Source organism: Bacteroides togonis, from assembly GCF_900130135.1.
Lineage (GTDB): Bacteria > Bacteroidota > Bacteroidia > Bacteroidales > Bacteroidaceae > Bacteroides > Bacteroides pullorum.
Window position 1 is genome coordinate 650,310 of the sequence record NZ_LT670820.1, and the last position, 21,580, is coordinate 671,889.

General features: G+C 49.9%; 14 protein-coding genes. 9 read left to right on the top strand and 5 right to left on the bottom strand.

Annotation, left to right across the window (positions count from 1 at the left end; translation table 11 throughout):
* Positions 1–92: 92 nt before the first annotated feature.
* Positions 93–1,610, bottom strand: a complete 1,518-nt coding sequence (locus tag BQ8005_RS02900; protein ID WP_021848534.1) for a DUF4301 family protein — start codon at positions 1,608–1,610, stop codon at positions 93–95.
* 204 nt (positions 1,611–1,814) lie between these two features.
* Between BQ8005_RS02900 and BQ8005_RS02905 the strand changes: the two genes are divergently transcribed.
* From BQ8005_RS02905 to BQ8005_RS02925, 6 genes are all read left to right on the top strand, one after another.
* Positions 1,815–3,146, top strand: a complete 1,332-nt coding sequence (locus BQ8005_RS02905; RefSeq protein WP_075316980.1) for a sigma-54-dependent transcriptional regulator — start codon at positions 1,815–1,817, stop codon at positions 3,144–3,146.
* 15 nt (positions 3,147–3,161) lie between these two features.
* A complete protein-coding gene (locus BQ8005_RS02910) occupies positions 3,162–4,532 on the top strand; it encodes a sensor histidine kinase (RefSeq protein ID WP_075316981.1) in 1,371 nt (456 codons plus the stop codon).
* A gap of 30 nt (positions 4,533–4,562) precedes the next feature.
* On the top strand, positions 4,563–6,014 hold the full coding sequence (locus tag BQ8005_RS02915; protein WP_075316982.1) for a potassium/proton antiporter: 1,452 nt from the start codon (positions 4,563–4,565) through the stop codon (positions 6,012–6,014).
* A 118-nt stretch (positions 6,015–6,132) separates the two neighbouring features.
* On the top strand, positions 6,133–7,800 hold the full coding sequence (locus BQ8005_RS02920; RefSeq protein WP_075316983.1) for a long-chain fatty acid--CoA ligase: 1,668 nt from the start codon (positions 6,133–6,135) through the stop codon (positions 7,798–7,800).
* A gap of 2 nt (positions 7,801–7,802) precedes the next feature.
* Positions 7,803–8,072, top strand: a complete 270-nt coding sequence (locus BQ8005_RS17490) for a hypothetical protein (protein ID WP_200806320.1) — start codon at positions 7,803–7,805, stop codon at positions 8,070–8,072.
* 439 nt (positions 8,073–8,511) lie between these two features.
* Positions 8,512–8,784, top strand: coding sequence for a hypothetical protein (locus BQ8005_RS02925; protein WP_075316984.1), 273 nt, complete (start codon positions 8,512–8,514; stop codon positions 8,782–8,784).
* 29 nt (positions 8,785–8,813) lie between these two features.
* Here BQ8005_RS02925 and BQ8005_RS02930 read toward each other — a convergent pair whose 3' ends face one another.
* Positions 8,814–10,523 (bottom strand): DUF3078 domain-containing protein, encoded by a 1,710-nt coding sequence (locus BQ8005_RS02930; RefSeq protein ID WP_234983988.1) that lies wholly within the window; start codon positions 10,521–10,523, stop codon positions 8,814–8,816.
* A gap of 166 nt (positions 10,524–10,689) precedes the next feature.
* Between BQ8005_RS02930 and BQ8005_RS02935 the strand changes: the two genes are divergently transcribed.
* The 3 genes from BQ8005_RS02935 (at position 10,690) to BQ8005_RS02945 (ending at position 15,700) form a co-directional block, all read left to right on the top strand.
* On the top strand, positions 10,690–12,327 hold the full coding sequence (locus tag BQ8005_RS02935) for a CTP synthase (protein WP_075316985.1): 1,638 nt from the start codon (positions 10,690–10,692) through the stop codon (positions 12,325–12,327).
* Positions 12,328–12,367: 40 nt separating this feature from the next.
* Entirely contained in the window at positions 12,368–14,218 is a 1,851-nt protein-coding gene (gene yidC / locus BQ8005_RS02940) for a membrane protein insertase YidC (RefSeq protein WP_075316986.1), read from the top strand.
* A gap of 138 nt (positions 14,219–14,356) precedes the next feature.
* The gene (locus BQ8005_RS02945) at positions 14,357–15,700 is read left to right on the top strand and encodes an MATE family efflux transporter (protein ID WP_075316987.1); all 1,344 of its coding nucleotides are present in this window, start codon (positions 14,357–14,359) and stop codon (positions 15,698–15,700) included.
* A gap of 494 nt (positions 15,701–16,194) precedes the next feature.
* On the opposite strand, the gene BQ8005_RS02955 is transcribed toward BQ8005_RS02945, so the two are convergent.
* Genes BQ8005_RS02955 through BQ8005_RS02965 form a run of 3 tightly spaced genes read right to left on the bottom strand, consistent with a single transcriptional unit; the run spans position 16,195 to position 21,579 of the window.
* Positions 16,195–17,706, bottom strand: coding sequence for a S41 family peptidase (locus BQ8005_RS02955; RefSeq protein WP_083610594.1), 1,512 nt, complete (start codon positions 17,704–17,706; stop codon positions 16,195–16,197).
* 39 nt (positions 17,707–17,745) lie between these two features.
* The gene (locus BQ8005_RS02960; protein ID WP_075316990.1) at positions 17,746–20,229 is read right to left on the bottom strand and encodes a glycoside hydrolase family 31 protein; all 2,484 of its coding nucleotides are present in this window, start codon (positions 20,227–20,229) and stop codon (positions 17,746–17,748) included.
* Between the two features lie 42 nt (positions 20,230–20,271).
* Positions 20,272–21,579, bottom strand: coding sequence for an anaerobic C4-dicarboxylate transporter family protein (locus BQ8005_RS02965; RefSeq protein WP_075316991.1), 1,308 nt, complete (start codon positions 21,577–21,579; stop codon positions 20,272–20,274).
* Position 21,580: the final 1 nt, after the last annotated feature.

Consider the following 21,580-nt stretch of genomic DNA (forward strand, 5'->3'; position numbering starts at 1 on the left):
ATGTTTCAAAACAAAAGAGATATTGAGACAGATAATTTGTCTCTTTCTTTTGTTCTGAAACAGCCTCTGAAATTTTCAAATTCAACACTCATTTATTGATGCTGTTCTCTCAGCAAATCGTTTACAGTCTTCACAGGATTAAATGTACTTAAAGGAACTTCTACAAATATGGTATTCCAATCGCTCATAGCACCGTTCCACAAACCTGGAAGTTCGAGAGCCTTCAGTTCTTTTCCATTCTTCGACTTATATGAAATAAACCCAGTCGCCTTATCCACATATTTCGTCAGGTCGAACTTGTTTCCTTTATAATCGCGTATTGCACAAACCAGATCAACAGGATTGAAGTGCGTCCCTTTTTCGAACATTTCTTTCTTTTCAGGATCTTTCATGTCTATCTGAGAACTTTCCAAAATCTGCAATGAAATGGTTCCGTCACTATTGTAAGCCAGGAACGGTCCACCACCAGGTTCACCCACATTCTTTACCATACCGCATACACGCATCGGTCGGTTGAGTTTCTTTTTCAGATAGATAGCCAGCTCAGAATCCTCAAAATTCTTCACCTCCGGATTCTTGCAATGAAGTTTTTTCTGGAGGAATTGAAGCATCTCAAGAACTTGTTCGTGAGAATATTTTCCACTGTCGAGCAACTGCAGATAGGCAAATGCCTTTTGCTGTAAAGCAACCAATACACCGGCTATCAGCTTCTTATATAATACGGTATCACCCTTCAACTTGTCGGGTACTACGTTGTCGATGTTTTTGATGAAGACGATATCTGCATCCAAGTCATTCAAGTTCTCGATCAATGCCCCGTGACCTCCCGGACGGAAAAGGAGTTTCCCATTATCACGGAAAGGTTTGTTCTCCATATCTGCAGCAATAGTATCTGTGCTGGGCTTTTGTTCGGAAAAACTAATATTATAATCCACACCATATTTTTTGGCATAAGCAGCAGCCTTTTTATCAACAAGTTCCTTGAACAGTGCACGATGTTCGGGTGATACCGTAAAATGTACGTTCACTTTTCCATTCTTATTAGCCGCATAAAGAGCCCCTTCTACCAGATGTTCTTCAACTGGAGTACGATTACCGTCTTCGTATTTATGGAATTTCAGCAAACCTTTGGGAAGAGCGCCATAATTCAATCCGGCAGATTCCAACAAAGCAGCAACTACAGCCTTGTAATTTCCTTCACCTGTCAGTTCAGCTATTTTCTTACCAGTCGTCTTCAGACAGGCTTCTTCCAAATCAGCATAGAATGCAAACTTTTCGATTTTCTCAAAAAAAGTCTTTTCAAAAGACGTCTGCGGCATATCATATTCAGCTCCCAAAAATTCGAATAAGTTCTTAAACATACGACTGGCAGCTCCAGAAGCAGGAACAAACTTCACAACCGTCTTGTCTGTCTGCATGTAAGCATCCCATGCGTCTAAATACTTTTTCTGTTCATCGATAGCAGGAGCAAAGATTCCGTTCTCTACAGAAGCCGCAGCAGCCAGTTTCAGATAAGGAAATCCCTTTTCGAAGCAAGCCAACTGTTCTTCAATTTGTTTTTCACTGATGCCCTTTTTTTCAAGCATCTCTTTGTCTTGTGGTGTCATCATAATATGTATGTTTTTTAAAAGTTTCAGTCTTTTATTGCCCAAAAATACAAAAAAACTGTAACAGCCGGTAAGAAACAGACGAAAAAAACAATCTAAGACAAAATCATTTTGTTTACCCTAATCAGAAATCTAATTGCAAAAAGATTATCCACAAAAAAAACGTATATTTGCCTGCTAAAACTGACAAGCATTGCGAAAATCAAGATGAAAAAAGCCGGAAACATACTCATTATAGACGACAACCGCGGCGTACGCGACGCTTTGCAATTGCTGCTAAAGCCTCACTTCGACCGCATAGAAGCCCTCTCCTCACCTGCCACTCTACCGACATGCCTAAACACTACAGATTGGCAAGTCATACTACTCGACATGAACTTTAAGGCAGGAATCAACAACGGCAATGAAGGCCTCTACTGGCTGCATGAAATAAAGAAAATGAAACCGTATATTCCTGTAGTACTGTTTACAGCCTACGCAGACATCAGCCTAGCCGTACGCGGAATCAAGGAAGGAGCTACGGACTTTGTGGTAAAGCCATGGGATAACGATAAACTGATTGAGACCTTGCTTGCAGCTGCCATACCTTCCGAGAGACCACAGGTAAAACAAGAAAGGATGCCGATGTATTGGGGGGAAAGTGCTGCCATGAACCGTCTAAGACATCTTGTAGAAAAAATAGCAGACACCGATGCCAATGTACTGATAACCGGTGAGAATGGTACAGGAAAAGAAATGCTTGCACGAGAAATACACCATCTTTCATCGCGCCGTCATCACGAGATGATCACTGTAGATATGGGTGCTTTGACGGAAACATTGTTTGAAAGCGAGCTTTTCGGTCATGTAAAAGGAGCTTTTACTGACGCACGGAATGAGCGTACAGGCAAATTTGAAGCTGCTAACGACAGTTCCTTATTTCTTGACGAAATAGGTAATCTGCCTTTCCATCTGCAAGCCAAATTGCTTACAGCCATCCAACAGAAAGCCGTTGTCAAAGTAGGAAGCAATCTGCCCATCCCCGTCAACATACGCCTAATTTGCGCAACCAACCGCAACCTACCCGATATGGTAAAACGAGGTGAATTTCGTGAAGACTTGCTTTACCGCATAAACACGATCCATCTGGAAATACCACCTCTACGTCAACGAACAGAAGATATTCTGCCTCTTGCTGAACAATTTATCTGCCGTTTTTGTCAACAATATCACAAAAAATCGCTTAAACTGCCTGACGATTCATGCGAAAAGCTCTTAAAGCATCCATGGTATGGCAACATCCGTGAATTGGAACACACCATCGAAAAGGCAGTCATCATTTGCGACGGCACTACCCTGACGACTGATTGCTTTCAGTTAGCACATTCGCCAGCTCGGACAACCATGGAACTTCCCCAAGTCTCTACGCTGGAGGCAATGGAGCGACAAATGATAGCGAAGGCATTACAAAATTGTGAAGGTAATCTATCAGCTGTAGCAGCCAGTTTGGGCATTAGCCGACAAACCTTATATAACAAGATGAAAAGATACGGACTTTAATTCCAAACAGAAATCATGAGTTTCCGCAACCTTTCCCAATATTATTCTTTTCGCACAACCGTCAGCCTTGTAACAGCACTTGCGGCAGGATTTGCATGGGCTGTCTGTCTCATTGCCACTTCCGGACTACAGCTATCGGAAAGCAAATTCCTTTTAGCCCTCTTCCTAACCGCTCTGTTGCCTGTAGTGCTATACTGGCAATTGCAGTTATATAGACAACATGCCCGAAAAGTGCTCTTCCTTCTTGATGCCATCGAAAACAATGATACATCTATTCACTTCGCAGAAGATAACGGTACCCCCGACAGTCGGCTCGTAAACCATGCTATCAATCGGGTTGCCCAAATTTTATATCAAGTTAAGACAGAAACTGCTCAACAAGAAAAATATTATGAACTAATATTAAATTGCGTAGATACAGGCATCATTGTGCTCAATGATAAAGGTGTCATCTGCCAAAAAAACAATGGCGCCTTACGACTGTTAGGTACGGACGTACTGACTCACATTATCCAACTGGAACGCATCGACAAAAAGCTGGCCAGCCTGTTGAAAGATTGCCATGCAGGTAATAAACTACAAGTCCCCATCTGCAACGAAAGAGGAACAAAAAATTTAGCTGTACACGTTAGCGAAATTGTACTTCATGGAGATCATCTCCGCATACTGGCCTTAAACGATATCCATAATGAACTGGATGAAAAAGAAATGGACTCGTGGAACAAACTCACCAGAGTACTGACACACGAAATCATGAACTCTGTCACCCCCATTACTTCCCTGAGCGAAACTCTATTGCAACTTACCAAGAATGAAAAAGAAATCAATCGCGACGAACTACAAGGCGGACTTCAGACCATTCGTGCCACAGGTCAGAGCCTGTTGGCTTTTGTTGAATCCTACCGGCAGTTCACACACATTCCGTCACCAATACCAGGATTGTTCTATGTAAAGGATTTCACCAAACGTATGATTAACCTGGCCCGCCATCAGTATCCAAACTCCAGTATTGCCTTTCTAACAGAAATCACTCCTGATGACCTTATCCTGTATGCAGATGAGAATCTGATTTCTCAAGTAATGACCAATCTTTTGAAAAACGCAGTACAGGCTATCGAAAGCGAAAATAAAGATAAAAAAGAGAAATACATCCGCATCCATGCCTACTGCAACGAAGAAGAAGCCGTCGTCATCGAAATAAAGAACAACGGACCACCTATCCCACCCGACGTAGAAAGCCACATTTTTGTACCTTTCTTCACCACACGCGAAGAAGGTAGTGGTGTAGGATTAAGTATCTCACGTCAGATCATGCGTTTGTCGGGAGGTAGCCTCACTTTAAAAAGTGACGGAAAAGAAACTACATTTGTACTTAAATTCAATTAAATCATAAACAAATCCAAAAGATTCAACATTATGCTTTTTACTCCTGAAAATATCCTACTCGCAGGTTCTATCCTGCTTTTTGTCAGTATATTGGCTGGAAAGACCGGCTATCGTTTTGGTGTCCCTACTTTACTATTATTTTTGGTAGTAGGTATGCTTTTCGGAAGCGACGGATTGGGTATTCAATTCTACAATATGAAGGCAGCCCAATTCATCGGCATGGTCGCCCTCAGCATCATCCTGTTTACGGGTGGTATGGATACCAAATTCAGCGACATCAGGCCGGTACTAGCTCCTGGTATCATGCTTTCAACGGTAGGCGTACTTTTTACCACTTTATTTACAGGCCTTTTTATCTGGTGGCTTTCAGGTATGAGCTGGACCAATATCCATTTTTCGCTCATCCCATCATTATTGCTGGCGGCCACCATGTCGTCTACCGATTCCGCTTCCGTCTTTTCCATTCTGAGATCACAAAAGATCAATTTGAAGTACAATTTACGACCTATGCTCGAACTAGAAAGCGGAAGTAATGATCCGATGGCCTACATGCTGACTATTGTTCTCGTCCAACTGGCCCAGATGGGAGGAATGGGATGGTTACAGATAGCAGGGTCTTTCATCGTACAGTTTGCTGTTGGAGTGGCCGCAGGTTACCTGTTTGGAAAACTAGCCATCATCATGCTGAATAAGCTCAATATCGACAATCCTGCCCTCTACCCTATTCTATTGTTAGCTTTCATCTTCTTCACTTTTTCCACGACCAGCCTCCTGAACGGAAACGGGTATTTGGCCGTTTATTTGGCAGGCATGATGGTTGGTAACCATAAAATTGCCAATCGCAAAGAAATCAATACCTTTATGGACGGTCTGACCTGGCTTTTCCAGATTATTATGTTCCTTTGCCTGGGTTTATTGGTAAATCCTCACGAAATGCTCGAAGTAGCAGCCGTAGCCCTGCTCATCGGCGTATTCATGGTTCTCGTAGGACGTCCTCTCAGCGTGTATATCAGTTTATTGCCTTTTGGAAAAAAAATAACTCAAAAGTCACGTCTTTTTGTATCTTGGGTAGGCCTGCGTGGAGCCGTACCTATTATCTTTGCCACTTATCCTGTCGTAGCCGAAATGCCTGGAGCAAACAGCATCTTTAATATCGTATTCTTCATTACCATTCTGTCGCTGATCGTCCAAGGAACAACAATCACCTCTCTATCACGTATGCTGGGCCTTTCCATGCCGCAACCCAAAACTGGCAATGAATTTGGTGTAGAATTACCCGAAGAAATAGGCTCCGACCTTCACGATATGACTATCACAACTGAAATCCTCGCTAAAGCTTCTACCCTGAAAGATATGAACTTGCCTCAAGGGACTCTGGTAATGATTGTAAAGCGGAATGATGAATACCTAATACCAAACGGATCATTGAAACTTCAGGAAGGCGACAAATTACTTCTCATTTCCGAAAAGACCAGAAAATAAGTAATTAAGACCATCATCAAAATTACGCCGACCAATAAAATAACAAAAACTGCTTGCAGGAGATAACCAGAAGCCCTATCTTTGCACAGTTTTTAAATAAACGCGCAAAATAGGACCAATGGAATCAAAAAAAAGCTTCATCGGGTATATCGAACAGAGCATCGCCCGAAATTGGGATCGTAATGCCCTGACCGATTATAACGGAGCGACCCTACAATATAAGGATGTTGCAAGAAAAATAGCCAAATTCCACATCGTGTTGGAAAGGGCAGGTATCAAGCCCGGTGACAAGATTGCAGTCTGCGGACGCAACAGTGCTCATTGGGCTGTTACTTTTTTGGCAACCATTACTTACGGAGCTGTTATCGTTCCTATTTTGCACGAATTCAAGGCAGACAATATCCACAACATCGTGAACCACTCTGAAGCTAAACTGCTTTTTGTAGGCGATCAAGCCTGGGAAAATCTGAATGAGGACCGCATGCCTAACCTTATCGGTGTTGTACTTCTGACCGATTTCACACCAGTAGTTTCACGTGATGAACGACTAACAGAAGCTTTTGATAACCGTAATGCCATCTATGGGCAACGCTATCCGAAGAATTTCCGTCCAGAACATGTCCGTTACCGCAAAGAAGAATCTCCGGAAGAGCTGGCCATCATCAACTATACCTCCGGAACTACAGGCTATTCCAAAGGTGTCATGCTCCCCTACCACAGTATCCGTTCCAATGTAGATTACTGTTATGAGATGCGTCCCATTCAGCCTGGTGACCGTATCGTATCCATGCTTCCTTTGGGACATGTATTCGGCATGGTCTACGACTTTCTTTATGGCATTTGTCAAGGAGCACATCTCTATTTCCTGACGCGCATGCCATCGCCTAAAATCATAGCCCAATCATTTGCAGAAATACGTCCACGACTCATCTCGTGTGTGCCTCTTATTGTTGAGAAAATCATTAAGAAAAACATCCTACCACGCTTGGACAATACAATCGGCAAACTGCTGTTGCACGTTCCTTTGGTAAATGATAAGATAAAAGCCTCCGCATGTAAAGCTGCTATGGAAATCTTTGGAGGTGAGTTCAATGATATCATCATTGGAGGTGCCCCTTTCAATGCCGACGTAGAGCGTTTCCTCAAGCAAATCGGCTTCCCCTATACCATTGCATACGGTATGACGGAATGTGGCCCTATTATTTGTTCGAGTCGCTGGCAAGACTTGAAATTGGCTTCTTGTGGCAAAGCTGCTTCACGTATGGAAGTACGCATCGACTCTCCCGACCCAGTCAACCGTGCAGGCGAAATCATCTGCCGTGGCGAAAACCTGATGTTAGGTTATTACAAAAATCCGGAAGCGACCGCACAAATCATCGATGTAAACGGCTGGCTTCATACTGGCGACTTGGCCACAATGGATGCAGAAGGTAATGTTACCGTCCGCGGACGCAGCAAAAACATGCTCTTGACCGCCAGCGGACAAAACATTTATCCAGAAGAAATCGAAAGCCGACTGAACAACATGCCCTATGTATCCGAGTCACTCATTGTCTTACAAAAAGACAAGTTAGTCGCACTTATCTATCCAGACTTTGATGAAGCTTTCGCGCGTGGCTTGCAGCAATCGGACGTGGAAGAAGCTATGGAACAAAACCGTATTGAATTGAACCAGCAACTCCCCGCCTATTGTCAGATTACGAAAGTCAAAATCCATTTCGAAGAATTCGAAAAGACGGCAAAGAAGAGCATCAAGCGTTTCCTCTATCAAGAGGCAAAGGGATAATCATGACGTCCGCTCACGAACCGCCGGGAGAATTTCCACACCGAAACATACATGCACGCACGTCCGTCGAACAGTTCGACGGACCGCCCCAACGTGCGGAGAGACTTTCAAACAGTTCGACGGGCTGTCCCAACGCTCGGAGAAGCTTTCGAACTGTTCGACGGGCTGTCTCAACGCTCGGAGAAGCTTTCGAACTGTTCGACGGGCTGAACGAACACCCGGTAAGGCTTCAGAAAGACAATGCCATTGTCATTCGTATTCCACTCTTCTGAATATCTGGATGGTTACGATAATTTAATCGCCAGACATAATCTATGCTCAGGAAATTAAAAATATTTTCGATTCCTGCGCTTGCCTCCATATAAGGAGCACGTCCCATCTCATAAGTACAGGTTTCATTCTCCAATTTATTTCCTCAGGATTAAACAATGCAATATTTTTTACTATACAAACCTGTAAATAGTTTACAGAAGTAATAGACTTCATCTACCTTACAAAGCCTATACAAATCAAGATTTAGCCTACAAAAACCTTTCAAAAAGCCATATAAGGCCTCTTTTATCTTTAATCGTAAACTATCCTGTTTAAAACTTCGCCGCAAAAATAGAGATAAACTGCCATTCACATGTGTTCAATTTTCCACAAATAGAAGTCTATAATACCCTAATTCACTTCCGATGAAAACTTATTGAAAAAAATGAAATTGCGAACATGGTGTTTGCAAACATCTACTTTAGCCGCGTAAAGTGCCACTTTAGAATGCTAAAGAGGGACTTTACAAGGCTAAAGAAGAACTTGGCAGAAATAGAGGAAACCACTCTTTCAAAGAAAGTAAAAAGAGCCACAAATAAAAAAGCAATGCTTTACAGGAAGAAAAACATCGTTTTCTTCATCGCAAAGCATTGCTTTCTATTGAATGTAACCGAGGAAACAAAAATGAGGAAATGCCTTCAAGCTTTCACGATACCCCATCAATTATTCTGATAAAACCGATTAATGTAAATGCATTCTGTCTACCATGTGTAATTGAAACCAAAACCAAGCGTCTCGGTAGCCTGCAAATAATTATCACCTACCGTAGGTTTTGTACCGTCATCGAAACGGGCCAGTACATACAATTTTGCTGATAAGAACCGAGTCAGAATAAAATTGATATCGTTTTCCCATTCTGCACGAATCCATTCATAACTCGTCAAGTAATCAAGACGGGTCTTCCATTTAATGGAAGAAATGATAGTCCACTCAAAATTCGTCTGAATCTGCGAACCAAAATTGTGCTTCACAGTAGAACCTTCATCCAAACCGTAACTGGTTTCGCTTACTTTCTTATTTCCGATGTAACGCATCGTATGGGTCAAAGGTGCCAGAAAGACAGACAATTTATACTTCGATTTCTCCAACTTATAGTCCATACCAAGGCTGGTCGACCAATCGAACGGAGCCAGGAAGGCTGCTTTCAGGTCCATGCTGTTTTTCCCATATGAATTAAGTATCTGCGTTTTCAGTTCGGTAGAAATAGTATAATACCACTTGGAAAAAGCCTTAATACCCATCTTGCTATACAAGCGAAGCTGGTCGCTGGTTACCAAGAAATTGTGGCACGTATCCGAAGGTGCCGAGTTTACATTGGTCTTAATCTCCAACAGATTTTCCCACTCTACGCGCACATGATCATTGTAATTGGCCTTTAGCAGGAGATTGATCAATACAGCGTTCGAACTTTCACCTCCCTTGTACCAGTTCTTCGAAATGCTATTTTGAGAGAACTGTAACGAACCACTTCCTGAAGTTATCCACCAATTAGGCTTTCGGATGATGACTCCTGCCTCTTCGTTTATATCGATGTGTTTCTTCTTGATCAGCTTCGTTACTGAAGGTTTGGAAGAAGCCTCTTTCTGGATATCGTCATTGTAACTGGGCCCTAACATCACTTCATCCTCTGTCAGTACCACCTGTTTCGAACAGTAGGGATAGGCGGCAAGCAGAGTACGGTTCACTATCTCGTTTGTTTGCTCTATGGCCCTGAAAGGTTGCGGATCGAATGAGAGCGGCTCAGGAGTAGAGACGGTCACCGAATCATTCCACAACGAAGGCTTCCACGTCAGCTGAGAAATCTGTGCCATCGGTGCGTAATAGAACGTAAAGGGCAAGAACATGCGGAAGTATTTGGGATCGGGCGCAATATAACGCTCAGGGGTAGCCGGATCGTTCAGGTAATACAAGACGCCCAGATTCTTTTCATACAAGATAGACACTGTATCCAATGCCATCTCCGAAGTACCCTCTACGGGTTTTAACTTGAGAACACAATAGCGGGAAAGAAGTTCCGATAATTGGGGTTGTTTTTTCTTGCTCTTCTCTTCTTTCTTCTTTTTCTCCGTTGTTACTTCCTGAGGAACAATCTCTTGACGCACCGTGTCCTGCCGCACCGTATCAGCCTGCACAACTGCCGATGACAAAGAATCGACCTTCAAGGAATCGGCCTGCATGGAGATAACAGCCTGTTCTGCTTCGTTCTGCAAAGAATCCGTCTCCAAAGAGTTCAGCCGGACAACAGGTACAAGCGAAATCAAGGTATCCTGTTCCTGGGCTCTGCCCTGAACAAGCGTATCCACTACCCGCGAAGAGGCGGACCATTCGTTTTGTGTCACAGAGACTTGCGCCGAAAGCGACAGGGACATCATCGACAGCATCGCCACGACGCAGACATTTCTATTCTTCATAAAACTCATAAAATTTATAAAGCCCTAAAATCCATGAATCGGGCACAAATTTAGCTTAAAATATTTACTTCCTCTTCTTTTTTTTGTAATTTTGCAGCTTAAAATGTGAATAAGGTCGCAGACCTTTTGAAGATAATCGATCTAACATATTAAAACCTATATAATTGTGGGAGAAACAAAGTATATTTTCGTCACCGGTGGTGTTGCCTCTTCTTTAGGCAAAGGAATCATTTCGTCTTCCATCGGAAAATTGCTGCAAGCAAGAGGTTATAAAGTAACCATCCAAAAGTTTGATCCGTATATCAACATCGATCCGGGTACACTGAACCCGTACGAACACGGTGAATGCTACGTAACCGTGGATGGACACGAGGCCGACCTCGACCTGGGACACTACGAACGCTTCCTGGGTATACAAACAACCAAAGCCAATAATATCACAACGGGACGCATCTACAAAAGTGTCATCGACAAGGAACGCCGCGGAGATTATTTAGGCAAAACGATCCAAATCATCCCTCACATCACGGACGAAATCAAACGTAACGTGAAATTGCTGGGCAACAAATATAAATTCGACTTCGTCATTACCGAAATCGGCGGAACCGTGGGCGATATCGAGTCGCTGCCGTATCTGGAAAGTATCCGACAGCTGAAGTGGGAACTGGGCAAAGACGCCTTGTGCGTACACCTGACTTATGTTCCCTATCTGGCAGCCGCCGGCGAGCTGAAGACCAAGCCCACCCAGCACTCGGTCAAGGAACTGCAAAGTGCCGGTATCCAACCGGACATCCTGGTGTTGCGTACCGAACATGAACTGAGCCTGAACCTTCGCAAGAAAGTCGCCCTGTTCTGCAACGTAGACGAAGATGCCGTAGTACAAAGCATCGACGCACCGACCATTTACGAAGTGCCCATCCTGATGCAGGCTCAAAAGCTGGACGAGACCATCCTGAAGAAGATGGGACTTCCCGTAGGCGATACTCCGGGACTTGGCCCCTGGCGCAGCTTCCTGGAGCGCCGCCACAAGGCAGAGAAGACTGAGCCTATCCACATCGCACTGGTAGGAAAATACGACCTGCAGGATGCCTACAAGTCTATCCGCGAGGCCCTCTCGCAGGCTGGAACCTACAACGACCGCAAAGTGTCCGTAGACTTCGTGAACAGCGAGAAACTGACCGACGAGAACATCGCCGAGGCTCTGAAGGGTATGTCGGGCGTGCTCATCGGCCCAGGATTCGGCGAACGTGGCATCAACGGCAAGTTTGTAGCCATCAAGTATGCACGTACGCACAATATCCCGACATTCGGTATCTGCCTGGGTATGCAATGTATTGCCATCGAGTTTGCCCGCGACGTACTGGGTTATGCCGATGCCAACTCACGCGAGATGGACGAGAAGACACCGCACAACGTGATCGACATCATGGAAGAACAGAAGTCCATCACCAACATGGGCGGAACCATGCGTCTGGGTGCCTACGAATGCGTGTTGCAGAAAGGAAGCAAAGCCTACGAAGCATACGGCACTGAGCACATCCAGGAACGCCACCGCCACCGCTATGAGTTCAACAATCAGTACAAGGCCGAATACGAAGCTGCCGGCATGAAGTGTACGGGCATCAATCCGGAGTCCGACCTGGTTGAAATCGTAGAAATTCCCGCTCTCCGCTGGTATGTAGGTACGCAGTTCCATCCCGAATACAGCAGCACCGTGCTCCATCCGCATCCGCTGTTTGTATCTTTCGTAAAAGCTGCCATCGAATATCACGAAGACGAAAAGAAGAAACAGACAAACAACTAATTCATCTTAATCATACTCATATTTAACAGAAAAGATCCCAATGGATAAAAATACCATTACCGGACTGGTGCTGATAGCGATCCTTCTGGTCGGATTCAGTTTCTTGAGCCGCCCCAGCAAGGAGCAGTTGGAAGCCCAGCAACGCTACTACGACTCCATCGCACTGGTACAACAACGCGAAGCCGACCTGAAAGCCAAAGCGGAAGCTGCCCTTGCCAACGAGAAAGCGGAAGCCGTCAACGACTCCACTTCCGTGTTCTTCCACGCGCTCGAAGGACAGAACGAAAAAGTGACCATCCAGAACGACGTGATGGAACTGGCTGTCTGCACCAAAGGCGGCACGCCGTTCTCCGTGACCCTCAAGGAATACATGGAGCAGGACAAAAAGACACCGCTCACCCTCTTCAACGGCAACGATATCGACCTCAACTTCCTGTTCTATAACAAACGGGAGACTATCCAGACGCAGAATTATTACTTCAAGGCTGTCAATCGCACGGACAGCACCCTCACCATGCGCCTGGTTGCCAGTGCCGACAGCTACATCGACTTCAACTACGCCTTGCGCCAAGGCTCTTACCTGGTAGATTTCAATATCCACGCCGTAGGCATGGAGAACCTGCTGGCTGCCGGAAACAACCACGTCGATATCGAGTGGTCGCAGCGCGCACGCCAGATCGAGAAAGGCTATACGTACGAGAACCGCCTGGCCGAACTGACCTACAAAGTCAGCGGAGAAGGGACGGACTACCTCTCGGCCGCCAAAAACGACGAGAAAGAAGTGGCCGAGCCCCTGAACTGGATCGCCTTCAAGAACCAGTTCTTCTCATCGGTCTTCATTACGGACGCGAACTTCGAGAAAGCGAAGCTGGCCTCCAAGATGGAGACACAGGGAAGCGGCTACATCAAGGACTACTCGGCCGAAATGAACACCCTGTTCGACCCGACGGGAAAAGAGACTACGCAGATGTACTTCTACTTCGGCCCCAACCACTACAAGACGCTGACCGCACTGGACAAGGGCCGCGACAGCGAGTGGGAGCTGAACAAGCTGGTCTACCTGGGCTGGCCGCTGTTCCGCTGGGTGAACAAATGGTTCATCATCAACATCTTCGACTGGCTGTCGGGCTGGGGACTGAGCATGGGCATGGTGCTGCTCCTGCTGACGCTCATCGTGAAGGCCGTCGTGTTCCCCGCCACGTGGAAGACTTACCTGTCGTCCGCCAAGATGCGCGTGCTGAAACCGAAAATCGACGTCATCAACCAAAAGTATCCCAAGCAGGAGGACGCCATGAAGAAGCAGCAGGAGATCATGACCCTCTACAGCCAGTACGGCGTCAGCCCCATGGGCGGATGTCTGCCGATGCTCATCCAGATGCCGGTGCTCATCGCCCTGTTCATGTTCATCCCGAGCGCCATCGAGCTGCGCCAGCAGGGATTCCTCTGGGCCGACGACCTGTCGACGTATGACGCCTTCGTCACCTTCCCGTTCCGCATCCCGTTCCTGGGCGACCACCTGAGCCTGTTCTGCGTGCTGATGACGGTGACGAACATCCTGAACACGAAATACATGATGCAGCAGCAGGACACGGGCGCCAACCCGCAGATGGCCGCCATGAAGTGGATGTCCTACCTGATGCCCGTCATGTTCCTGTTCATCCTGAACGACTATCCTTCGGGACTGAACTACTACTACTTCCTGTCGACGCTGATCAGTGTGGCAACCACCCTCGTACTGCGCAAGACGACGAACGAGGCGAAGCTCCTTGCCCAGCTGGAAGCCAACAAGAAGGACCCCAAGAAGATGAAGACATCCGGTTTCGCCGCCCGCCTGGAGGCCATGCAGAAGCAGCAGGAAGAGCTGATGAAGCAGCGGCAGAACCGCAAGTAAAAGACGTACATAACGGTGCCTCCGCGGAGGCACGATGACAAATCCGACGCAGACGACGCGGATGACACTGATTCTTTCCCATTGATTCGTGTCGTCCGCGTCATCCGTTTCAAGACTCAACCGAAAACAAGAATCCCTATGCAAACGACCCCGACCACCCACTATACCAACAAGCAAATCTGGCTCATCGCCTACCCCATCCTCGTCAGCCTGATCATGGAGCAGATGATCGGGATGACCGACACCGCCTTCCTGGGCCGCGTGGGCGAGGTGGAGCTGGGCGCCTCGGCCATCGCCGGCGTGTTCTACATGGTCATCTTCATGGTGGCCTTCGGCTTCAGCATCGGCACGCAGATACTCATCGCCCGCCGCAACGGCGAGGGACAATACCGCGAGATAGGGTCCCTGTTCTACCAGGGCATCTACTTCCAGACGGGGCTGGCCGCCGTGCTGTTCCTGCTGTCCTACTGCTTCTCGCCCCTGCTGCTGAAGCGCATCATCGCCTCGCCGCAGATTTACGAGGCGGCCACGGACTACCTGCACTGGCGCGTGTTCGGCGCCTTCTTCTCGTTCAGCGCCGTCATCTTCCGCGCCTTCTTCCTGGGCACCACGCAGACGCGCACGCTGACGCTGAACTCGGTCGTCATGGTCGTGAGCAACGTGGTGTTCAACTACCTCCTCATCTTCGGCAATCTGGGCCTGCCCGCGCTGGGCATCGCCGGAGCCGCCATCGGCTCGTCGCTGGCCGAGGGGGTATCGCTCGTGTTCTTCGTGGTCTACACCCGCTGCCGCATCGACTGCCGCAAGTACGGGCTCGACCGCATCCCGCGGCTGCAATGGGCGGTGCTGCGGCGGATGCTCGACGTGTCGTTCTGGACGATGTTGCAGAACTTCCTGTCGCTGTCGACGTGGTTCCTGTTCTTCCTCTACATCGAGCACCTGGGCGAGCGGTCGCTGGCGGTGACGAACATCATCCGCAGCGTCAGCGGCATCCTGTTCATGGTGATGATGGCCTTCGCCTCGACGTGCGGCTCGCTGGTGAGCAACCTCATCGGGGCGGGCTGCTCCGACAGCGTGCGCCCCACCATCCGCCAGCACATCCGCCTGGCCTATGCCTTCGTGCTGCCGCTGGCCCTGATGTTCGCCCTCTTCCCGGAGGTCATCCTGAGCGTCTACACCGACCTGCCCGAGCTGCGGCAGGCGGCGGTTCCCTCGCTGTGGGTCATGTGCTCCACCTACCTGCTGCTGGTGCCTGCCAATGTCTACTTCCAGGCCGTCTCGGGCACGGGCAACACGCGCACGGCGCTCTGTCTGGAGCTGGCGGTACTGGTCATCTACGTGGCCTACATCACCTTCACCATCCTCTACCTGCGTCTCGACGTGGCGCTGTGCTGGACGTCGGAGCTGGTCTACGCGGGCTTCATCCTGCTCTTCTGCCGCCGCTACATCTGCCGGGGCAACTGGGCGGAGAAGCGCATCTGAGCCTCGCTTCCGCCCCTCTTTTCGCCCGCCCCTCGATTTTTCCGCCGGAAATGGCGGGATTTATCGGAGAAATTCTTACATTTACGGCTGACAATCGGGATTTTCTTGCCGTCTACCACGGTGGACGGGGCAAAAATCGGGATAGTCGCCCAAAAACCGTGGTAAACGAGCCGACAATCGGGATTTTTTACCCATTTACCGCGGTGGACGGCAAAAAAATCGGGATAGTCGCCCGAAAACCGTGGTGGACGGCAAAAAAATCGGGATGTTCTGCCCGTCAACCGCGGTAGACGGCAAGAAAATCGGGATAGTCGCCCGACAACCGCGGTGGACGGCAAGAAAATCGGGATGTTCTGCCCGACAACCGTGGTAGACGGCAAGAAAATCGGGATTGTCGGGCTCCGCCCACGACAAAACAGAGAGAAGATATCGTTAACCAGAATATTAACCTTAAAATTTAATGTAACATTATGGCAGTTCAACAAATCACACAGTTAGCCACGACGCACATGACCCTCGGCGCCCACAACAAGTTCAACATCGACGTGAACAACGCCATCATCCAGGCCACCGCCGCCGCGCTCCGCGTGGAAAACTACGCCACCCTCTATGCGCAGAAGATTGAAGAAGAAAGCCGCATCGTCAACCGGCAGACCGCCATGGCGAGCACCGTCGACGTCGCCCAGCCGGTAGGGCAACAGCGGCACGTCCGCCACCTCCACGTCGGGCACCATGCCGTCCGGCATGCAGGGCGTCTCGCCGTCGGCGTTCTGGTAGATGCTCACCATCACGTAGATGCCCCAGTCCTCGATGGCCTTCGGGCACGACTCGTAAGCCTCCTTCGCGGCCATCATCCAGCCCGTGCAATACTTGCCGTGCGTCTGGCTGCCGATGAGCTGCACGTCCATGTACGGCATCAGCCCGCCCAGCAGCGCCTCCGACGCCGACGCCGAGCCGCTGCCTATCAGGCCGTACACCTTCTTCAGGCCGATGTTGGCGCCCTTGGTGCTGACCTTTTTCGTCACATTCCCGTCCTGATACTCAAATTCCGTGGCGAAGCGCGTTTCCAGGCTGTAGCCCAGTTTCCGGTACTCCTCCGTCAGGTAGTCGTTGTAGTCCTCCTGCTCGAACACCAGCTTCTGGTCCACGGCCTCCTGCGGGGCGAAGAGCGACGCCAGCACATTCTCCGTGATGACGTATCCGCCGCCGTTGTAGCGCAGGTCGAGCACCAGCTCCTCGACGCCCGCCGCCTTGAACTCGCGGGCCGTCTCCACCAGCTTCTCGATGGAATGGAGGTCGAAACTGGAATAGGCCAGGTAGCCCACCTTCTTGCCGCCGAACTCGTAGATGGAGTCGCAGAGGACGGGGTCTTCGTACATCGTCCGGGCGGTCAGCTCCACACTTTTGCCCAAGGGGGAGATGGTGTTGGTGGCGGCCTCGTAGCGGCCCAGGTCCACCTTCAGCGAGGAGGCATAGTAGAGGTCGAGGTAGTTCTCCGTCGTCAGGTTTCCGCCGTTCAGGCCGACGATGATGTCGCCGCGGTCCAGCCCCGCCTCGGCCGCCGGCGTACCGGCGTGAACATAGTTGACGGCTGCCACGCACTGGTTACTGGTCGCGCTCACCGGATAGACCGACAGGCTCCAGCCAAAGGTGGTCGACACGCCCTCCACGCTGCTGGTGAAGGAGTCCATGTCGTCGGTCAGCATCGACCACTTGTCGATGTACTTCTCGCCCTCGTGGTAGCGGATGCGGTCCACCGTCCCGATGGGGTCCGTGTTGGTCTTGATGTTCCACGCGTCAAGGTCGGCGCCGATTTCGTCGCACCAGTAGTAGAACGTGCTCATCACGTCCTTGCCGAACATGTTGGCATAATAGATTTCTTCGGTCACCTCCTGCGTTTCCGAACCACCGCCCGGCTCTTCGCCGGAATTCTCGTCGGAACAGCCTGTAAAGATACTGCCTCCCAGCAGGAGGGACAGCATCATGCAGAATAGTTTCTTGTTCATGTCCATTTATCGATAAATTATTAAAAAAGTTTCCTCTGTTCAGAAGCGCACAGCAATCTCGCGGCCCGCGTAGCGCACTTCACGGTCGGCCTTCCCGAGCACCTTTTCAGCCGAGGGCTTGCCCGGCTCCATCAGTGTGATGCGGAACTTGCGGCGCTTCAGCATCTGCGGGAACTCGCCGTTGCGGTCGGAAATGGTCAGCACCCTCCGCGCGTCGTCCCAAGTGAAACGGATGGTAGAGAACATCCCTTTCTCATAATTGTAGTTGTCGAACTCGTCTTCGTAAAGGACAAACTCGCCGTCCGCGCCGGGATAGACACAGATATCAAGATTGTCCCACTTCTTCTCGGTGGCATACTGCACGTCGGGCCCCAGCGGCAGAATACTTCCGGCCTTGACATAGACCGGTATCAGCGAGATGGGGCATTCGCGCTGCACGTCCTGTCCGCCCTCCAGCATTTCGTTCGTCCAGAAATCAATCCAACGGGAACCTTCGGGCAGATAGACCTCGAAAGGCAGGCTGGCCTTGGCCACGTCGGGCACGAGGGCCACTCCCCGGTTCTTTTCGACCTTCTTCGTATAAAGCGGTTCGGTCACGGGGCAAACCAGCAGACTCCGGCCGAAGAGATATTCATCGTCAAGCTGGATGGCCTTGCGGTCCGACGCAAAATCCATCACCAGCGGACGCATCATGACACCATCCCGATGGACCACCTCGCCGGCCGTACTGTAGATGTAGGGCAACAGGCGGTATCGGAGCTCGATGATCCGCTTCTGCGCGTCGTAAGCCCAGTCGCCCTCCTTTCCGAACAGATAGATTTCGTTCAGCATGGGCGAAGAACAGTGGTTGCGCATCATCGGCTGGAAACATCCCCACTGGAACCAGCGGACGTGCAGTTCCTGGTAAGCGACATTGGTCCAGTCGTTGTTGTACTCCCAACCGAAGAAACCGGCCAGATCCGTCGTCCAGAACGGGATGCCGCACAGCATATAGTTCAAGCCTGCGGGGATCTGCTGGCGCATGGTCTGCCAGTTGGACACCACGTCGCCGCTCCAGCTGAACGAGCCGTAGTGCTGCTGCCCCAAGTACGAAGAACGTGTCATCAAAAAGAGGCGTTTGTCGTCCGAAACTTCACGCTGGTGCTCATAGATGCCCTTGTTGGTCATCAACGGGAAGGCATTGTGCACGGAACGGAATGAACCGTCGGCCGTCATCAGGTCGAAGTCGCTGTCCTTGACATTGAAATGATCCGGTTCGGTAGAATCGGTCCACCAGGCGTCCATCCCCATGTCATACATCGGCCGCAGGTAACGCCAGTACAGGTCGCGCGCCTTTTCATTGAACGGGTCATAAGGGGTCGTGCCGGAATTCAGGGGCCACGTCTCAAAAGGCAACAAGGCGTTCATCTCCTTCAGTTCCTTGTACTGGTCGGTCCACGGACCGAAGCTGGCCCAAATGGAAATCATCAGATGGGCATTGTTCTTGTGGACATAATCCACCATTTCCTGCGGGCTCTTGATGCGCGGCTTCCGGCTCAGCGCAGCCTCGTCATCGGCATTATGGCCTTTGGGGATGTATTTCATCCAATCTTTATCGCCCACCTTATTGATATAACTGGGATTCATAAACTTCATGGCATTCCAGTTGGAGTCGCATCCCCAATATTGCCAGTCCTGCACAATGCCATCGAGAGGCACGCCCAGTTCGCGATACTTGTCGAGCACGTTGCACAATTCGTCAGGACTCTTGTAGCGTTCGCGACACTGCCAATAGCCCATAGTCCAGAGCGGGAACATGGTAGCCTTGCCGGTCAGGTCACGAAGCGCGGAAATGACCCCGTCCATGCTGCCGTCGCGGTAGAGGAAATAGTAATCCGAGCATAACCCCACCTGGGAAGAGAACGAAGTCTCGTAAGGCGTGTCGTTAAACTGCGACAGTCCGGGGTTATCCCAGTATACGCCATACCCTTTTTCCGAAGTGAAATACGGAATGCAGATATTCGTATTGACATTGCGCAACTCAATCTGCTGGTTCCGATGGTTCATGACACCCGTCTGCCGCTGTCCCAGGCCATAAATCACTTCATCGGGGTGAAGCATAAAGGTCTGGCTCACGGTGTAGGAATCCTTCTCCACATCCTTACGCGGCAGGAAGTTGGTTCCATAAGGTTTCTCGGCCAGCAACCGATTCCCCTTCAGATCGCAATACGTCACCTGTCCCGTACGCACATTGAGTGTCACCGACATGCACGCCGATTGCATCACCACCTCATCACCCGTCTCCCGGTAAGTTATATCCACCCCGCCCGGCATCAGGATAACAGGATAACTCTTCTTGGGAGGCATTTCTGCCGAAGGATATTTCACGACCCGGACGATGGAAGGCGAATAAAAAGTCACCTCACCGTTCAGCACGGGCTGAGCTGTGGAAAATTTGATTCCACCTGTAGTTTTCTCAAGCGTTTGTGCTTGCATAGAGGCAGCCGCCACAAGGGCTGCCACCCACATACATTTTCTTTTCATAATCCAAATCTTAATTGAAACGATACACACAAAGGTAAGGATTTACAACCATATCAACAACAGTCCCACCGCGATACTTACGATGGTACACACCAGGCCCGGCATCATGAACGAGTGGTTGAGGACGTATTTCCCGATGCGGGTCGTTCCCGTCCGGTCGAAATTGATGGCCGCCACCACCGTCGGATAGTTGGGGATGAAGAAATAGCCGTTCACCGCCGGAAAGAGGGCGATCAGCATCCAGGGAGAGATACTCAAGGCAATGCCCAGCGGAACCACCACCCGGATCGTAGCCGCCTGACTGTAAAGTAGGATGGACATGACGAACAGTGCCACGCCGAACAGCCAAGGCATGGACTGGACTACGTGTTCGATGGAAGCAGTCAGTGAAGACAGGTTGCCCGCAATGAACGTATCACCCATCCACGCAATGCCGAAGATGGCAATCACCGCCTGCATGCCCGCCGAGAAGATACTTCCCTGCACCGCCTTGATGCCGTCGATCCGGCAGACAAGCAGAATGAGGGCCGATGTGCTGAGCATGACGATTTCGATGATGGACGGCATGTCGAGTGGTACATTTTTCCCGTCCGACTGGAACACTGGCCGCAAGGCATCGACCGAACCGAACAGCACAATCAGGAACGTGGCCAACAGGAATATCCCCACCGATATGCGAGCTTTACGGACGTCGAACGACGAAGCGGTTTCCACCAACCGATTTTCTATCACGCCCTCCTTCAGACGGCGCTGGTATTCGGGATCGTCCTCCAGTTCCTTGCCCACCTTCATCGAGCAGAAAGCCCCCACCAGTACCCCTATCAAGGTAGCGGGAACGGAAATCTTCAGGATGTCGAACAGGGAGATGTCGAAACCGGCCAGCATCCCCAGCAAGGCTACCGTAGCCGCCGAGATGGGACTGGCCGTAATAGCCTGCTGCGAAGCAATGACCGCAATGCCCAGCGGACGCTCGGGGCGGATCTTCGTCTCGCGCGCCACTTCGGCTATCACGGGCAGGACGGAATAGGCGATGTGCCCCGTCCCCGCCACAAAGGTGAACAGATAGGTGACAAGCGGACTAAGCAGTGTGACGCGGGACGGATGCTTGCGCAGCATCCGCTCGGCCAACTTCACCATATAATCAAGTCCTCCGGCAGCCTGCATACACGAGGCTGCCGAAATGACGGCCACAATCATCAGCATCACGTCGATGGGCGGGGCGGTGGGCTGAAGCCCGAAAACGAAACAGAGCAAAGCCAGCCCCAGACCGCCCATCACACCCAGTCCGATGCCGCCCAGACGGGCACCGATAATGATGGCTGCCAAAACGACGATCAGTTGCAACCACATA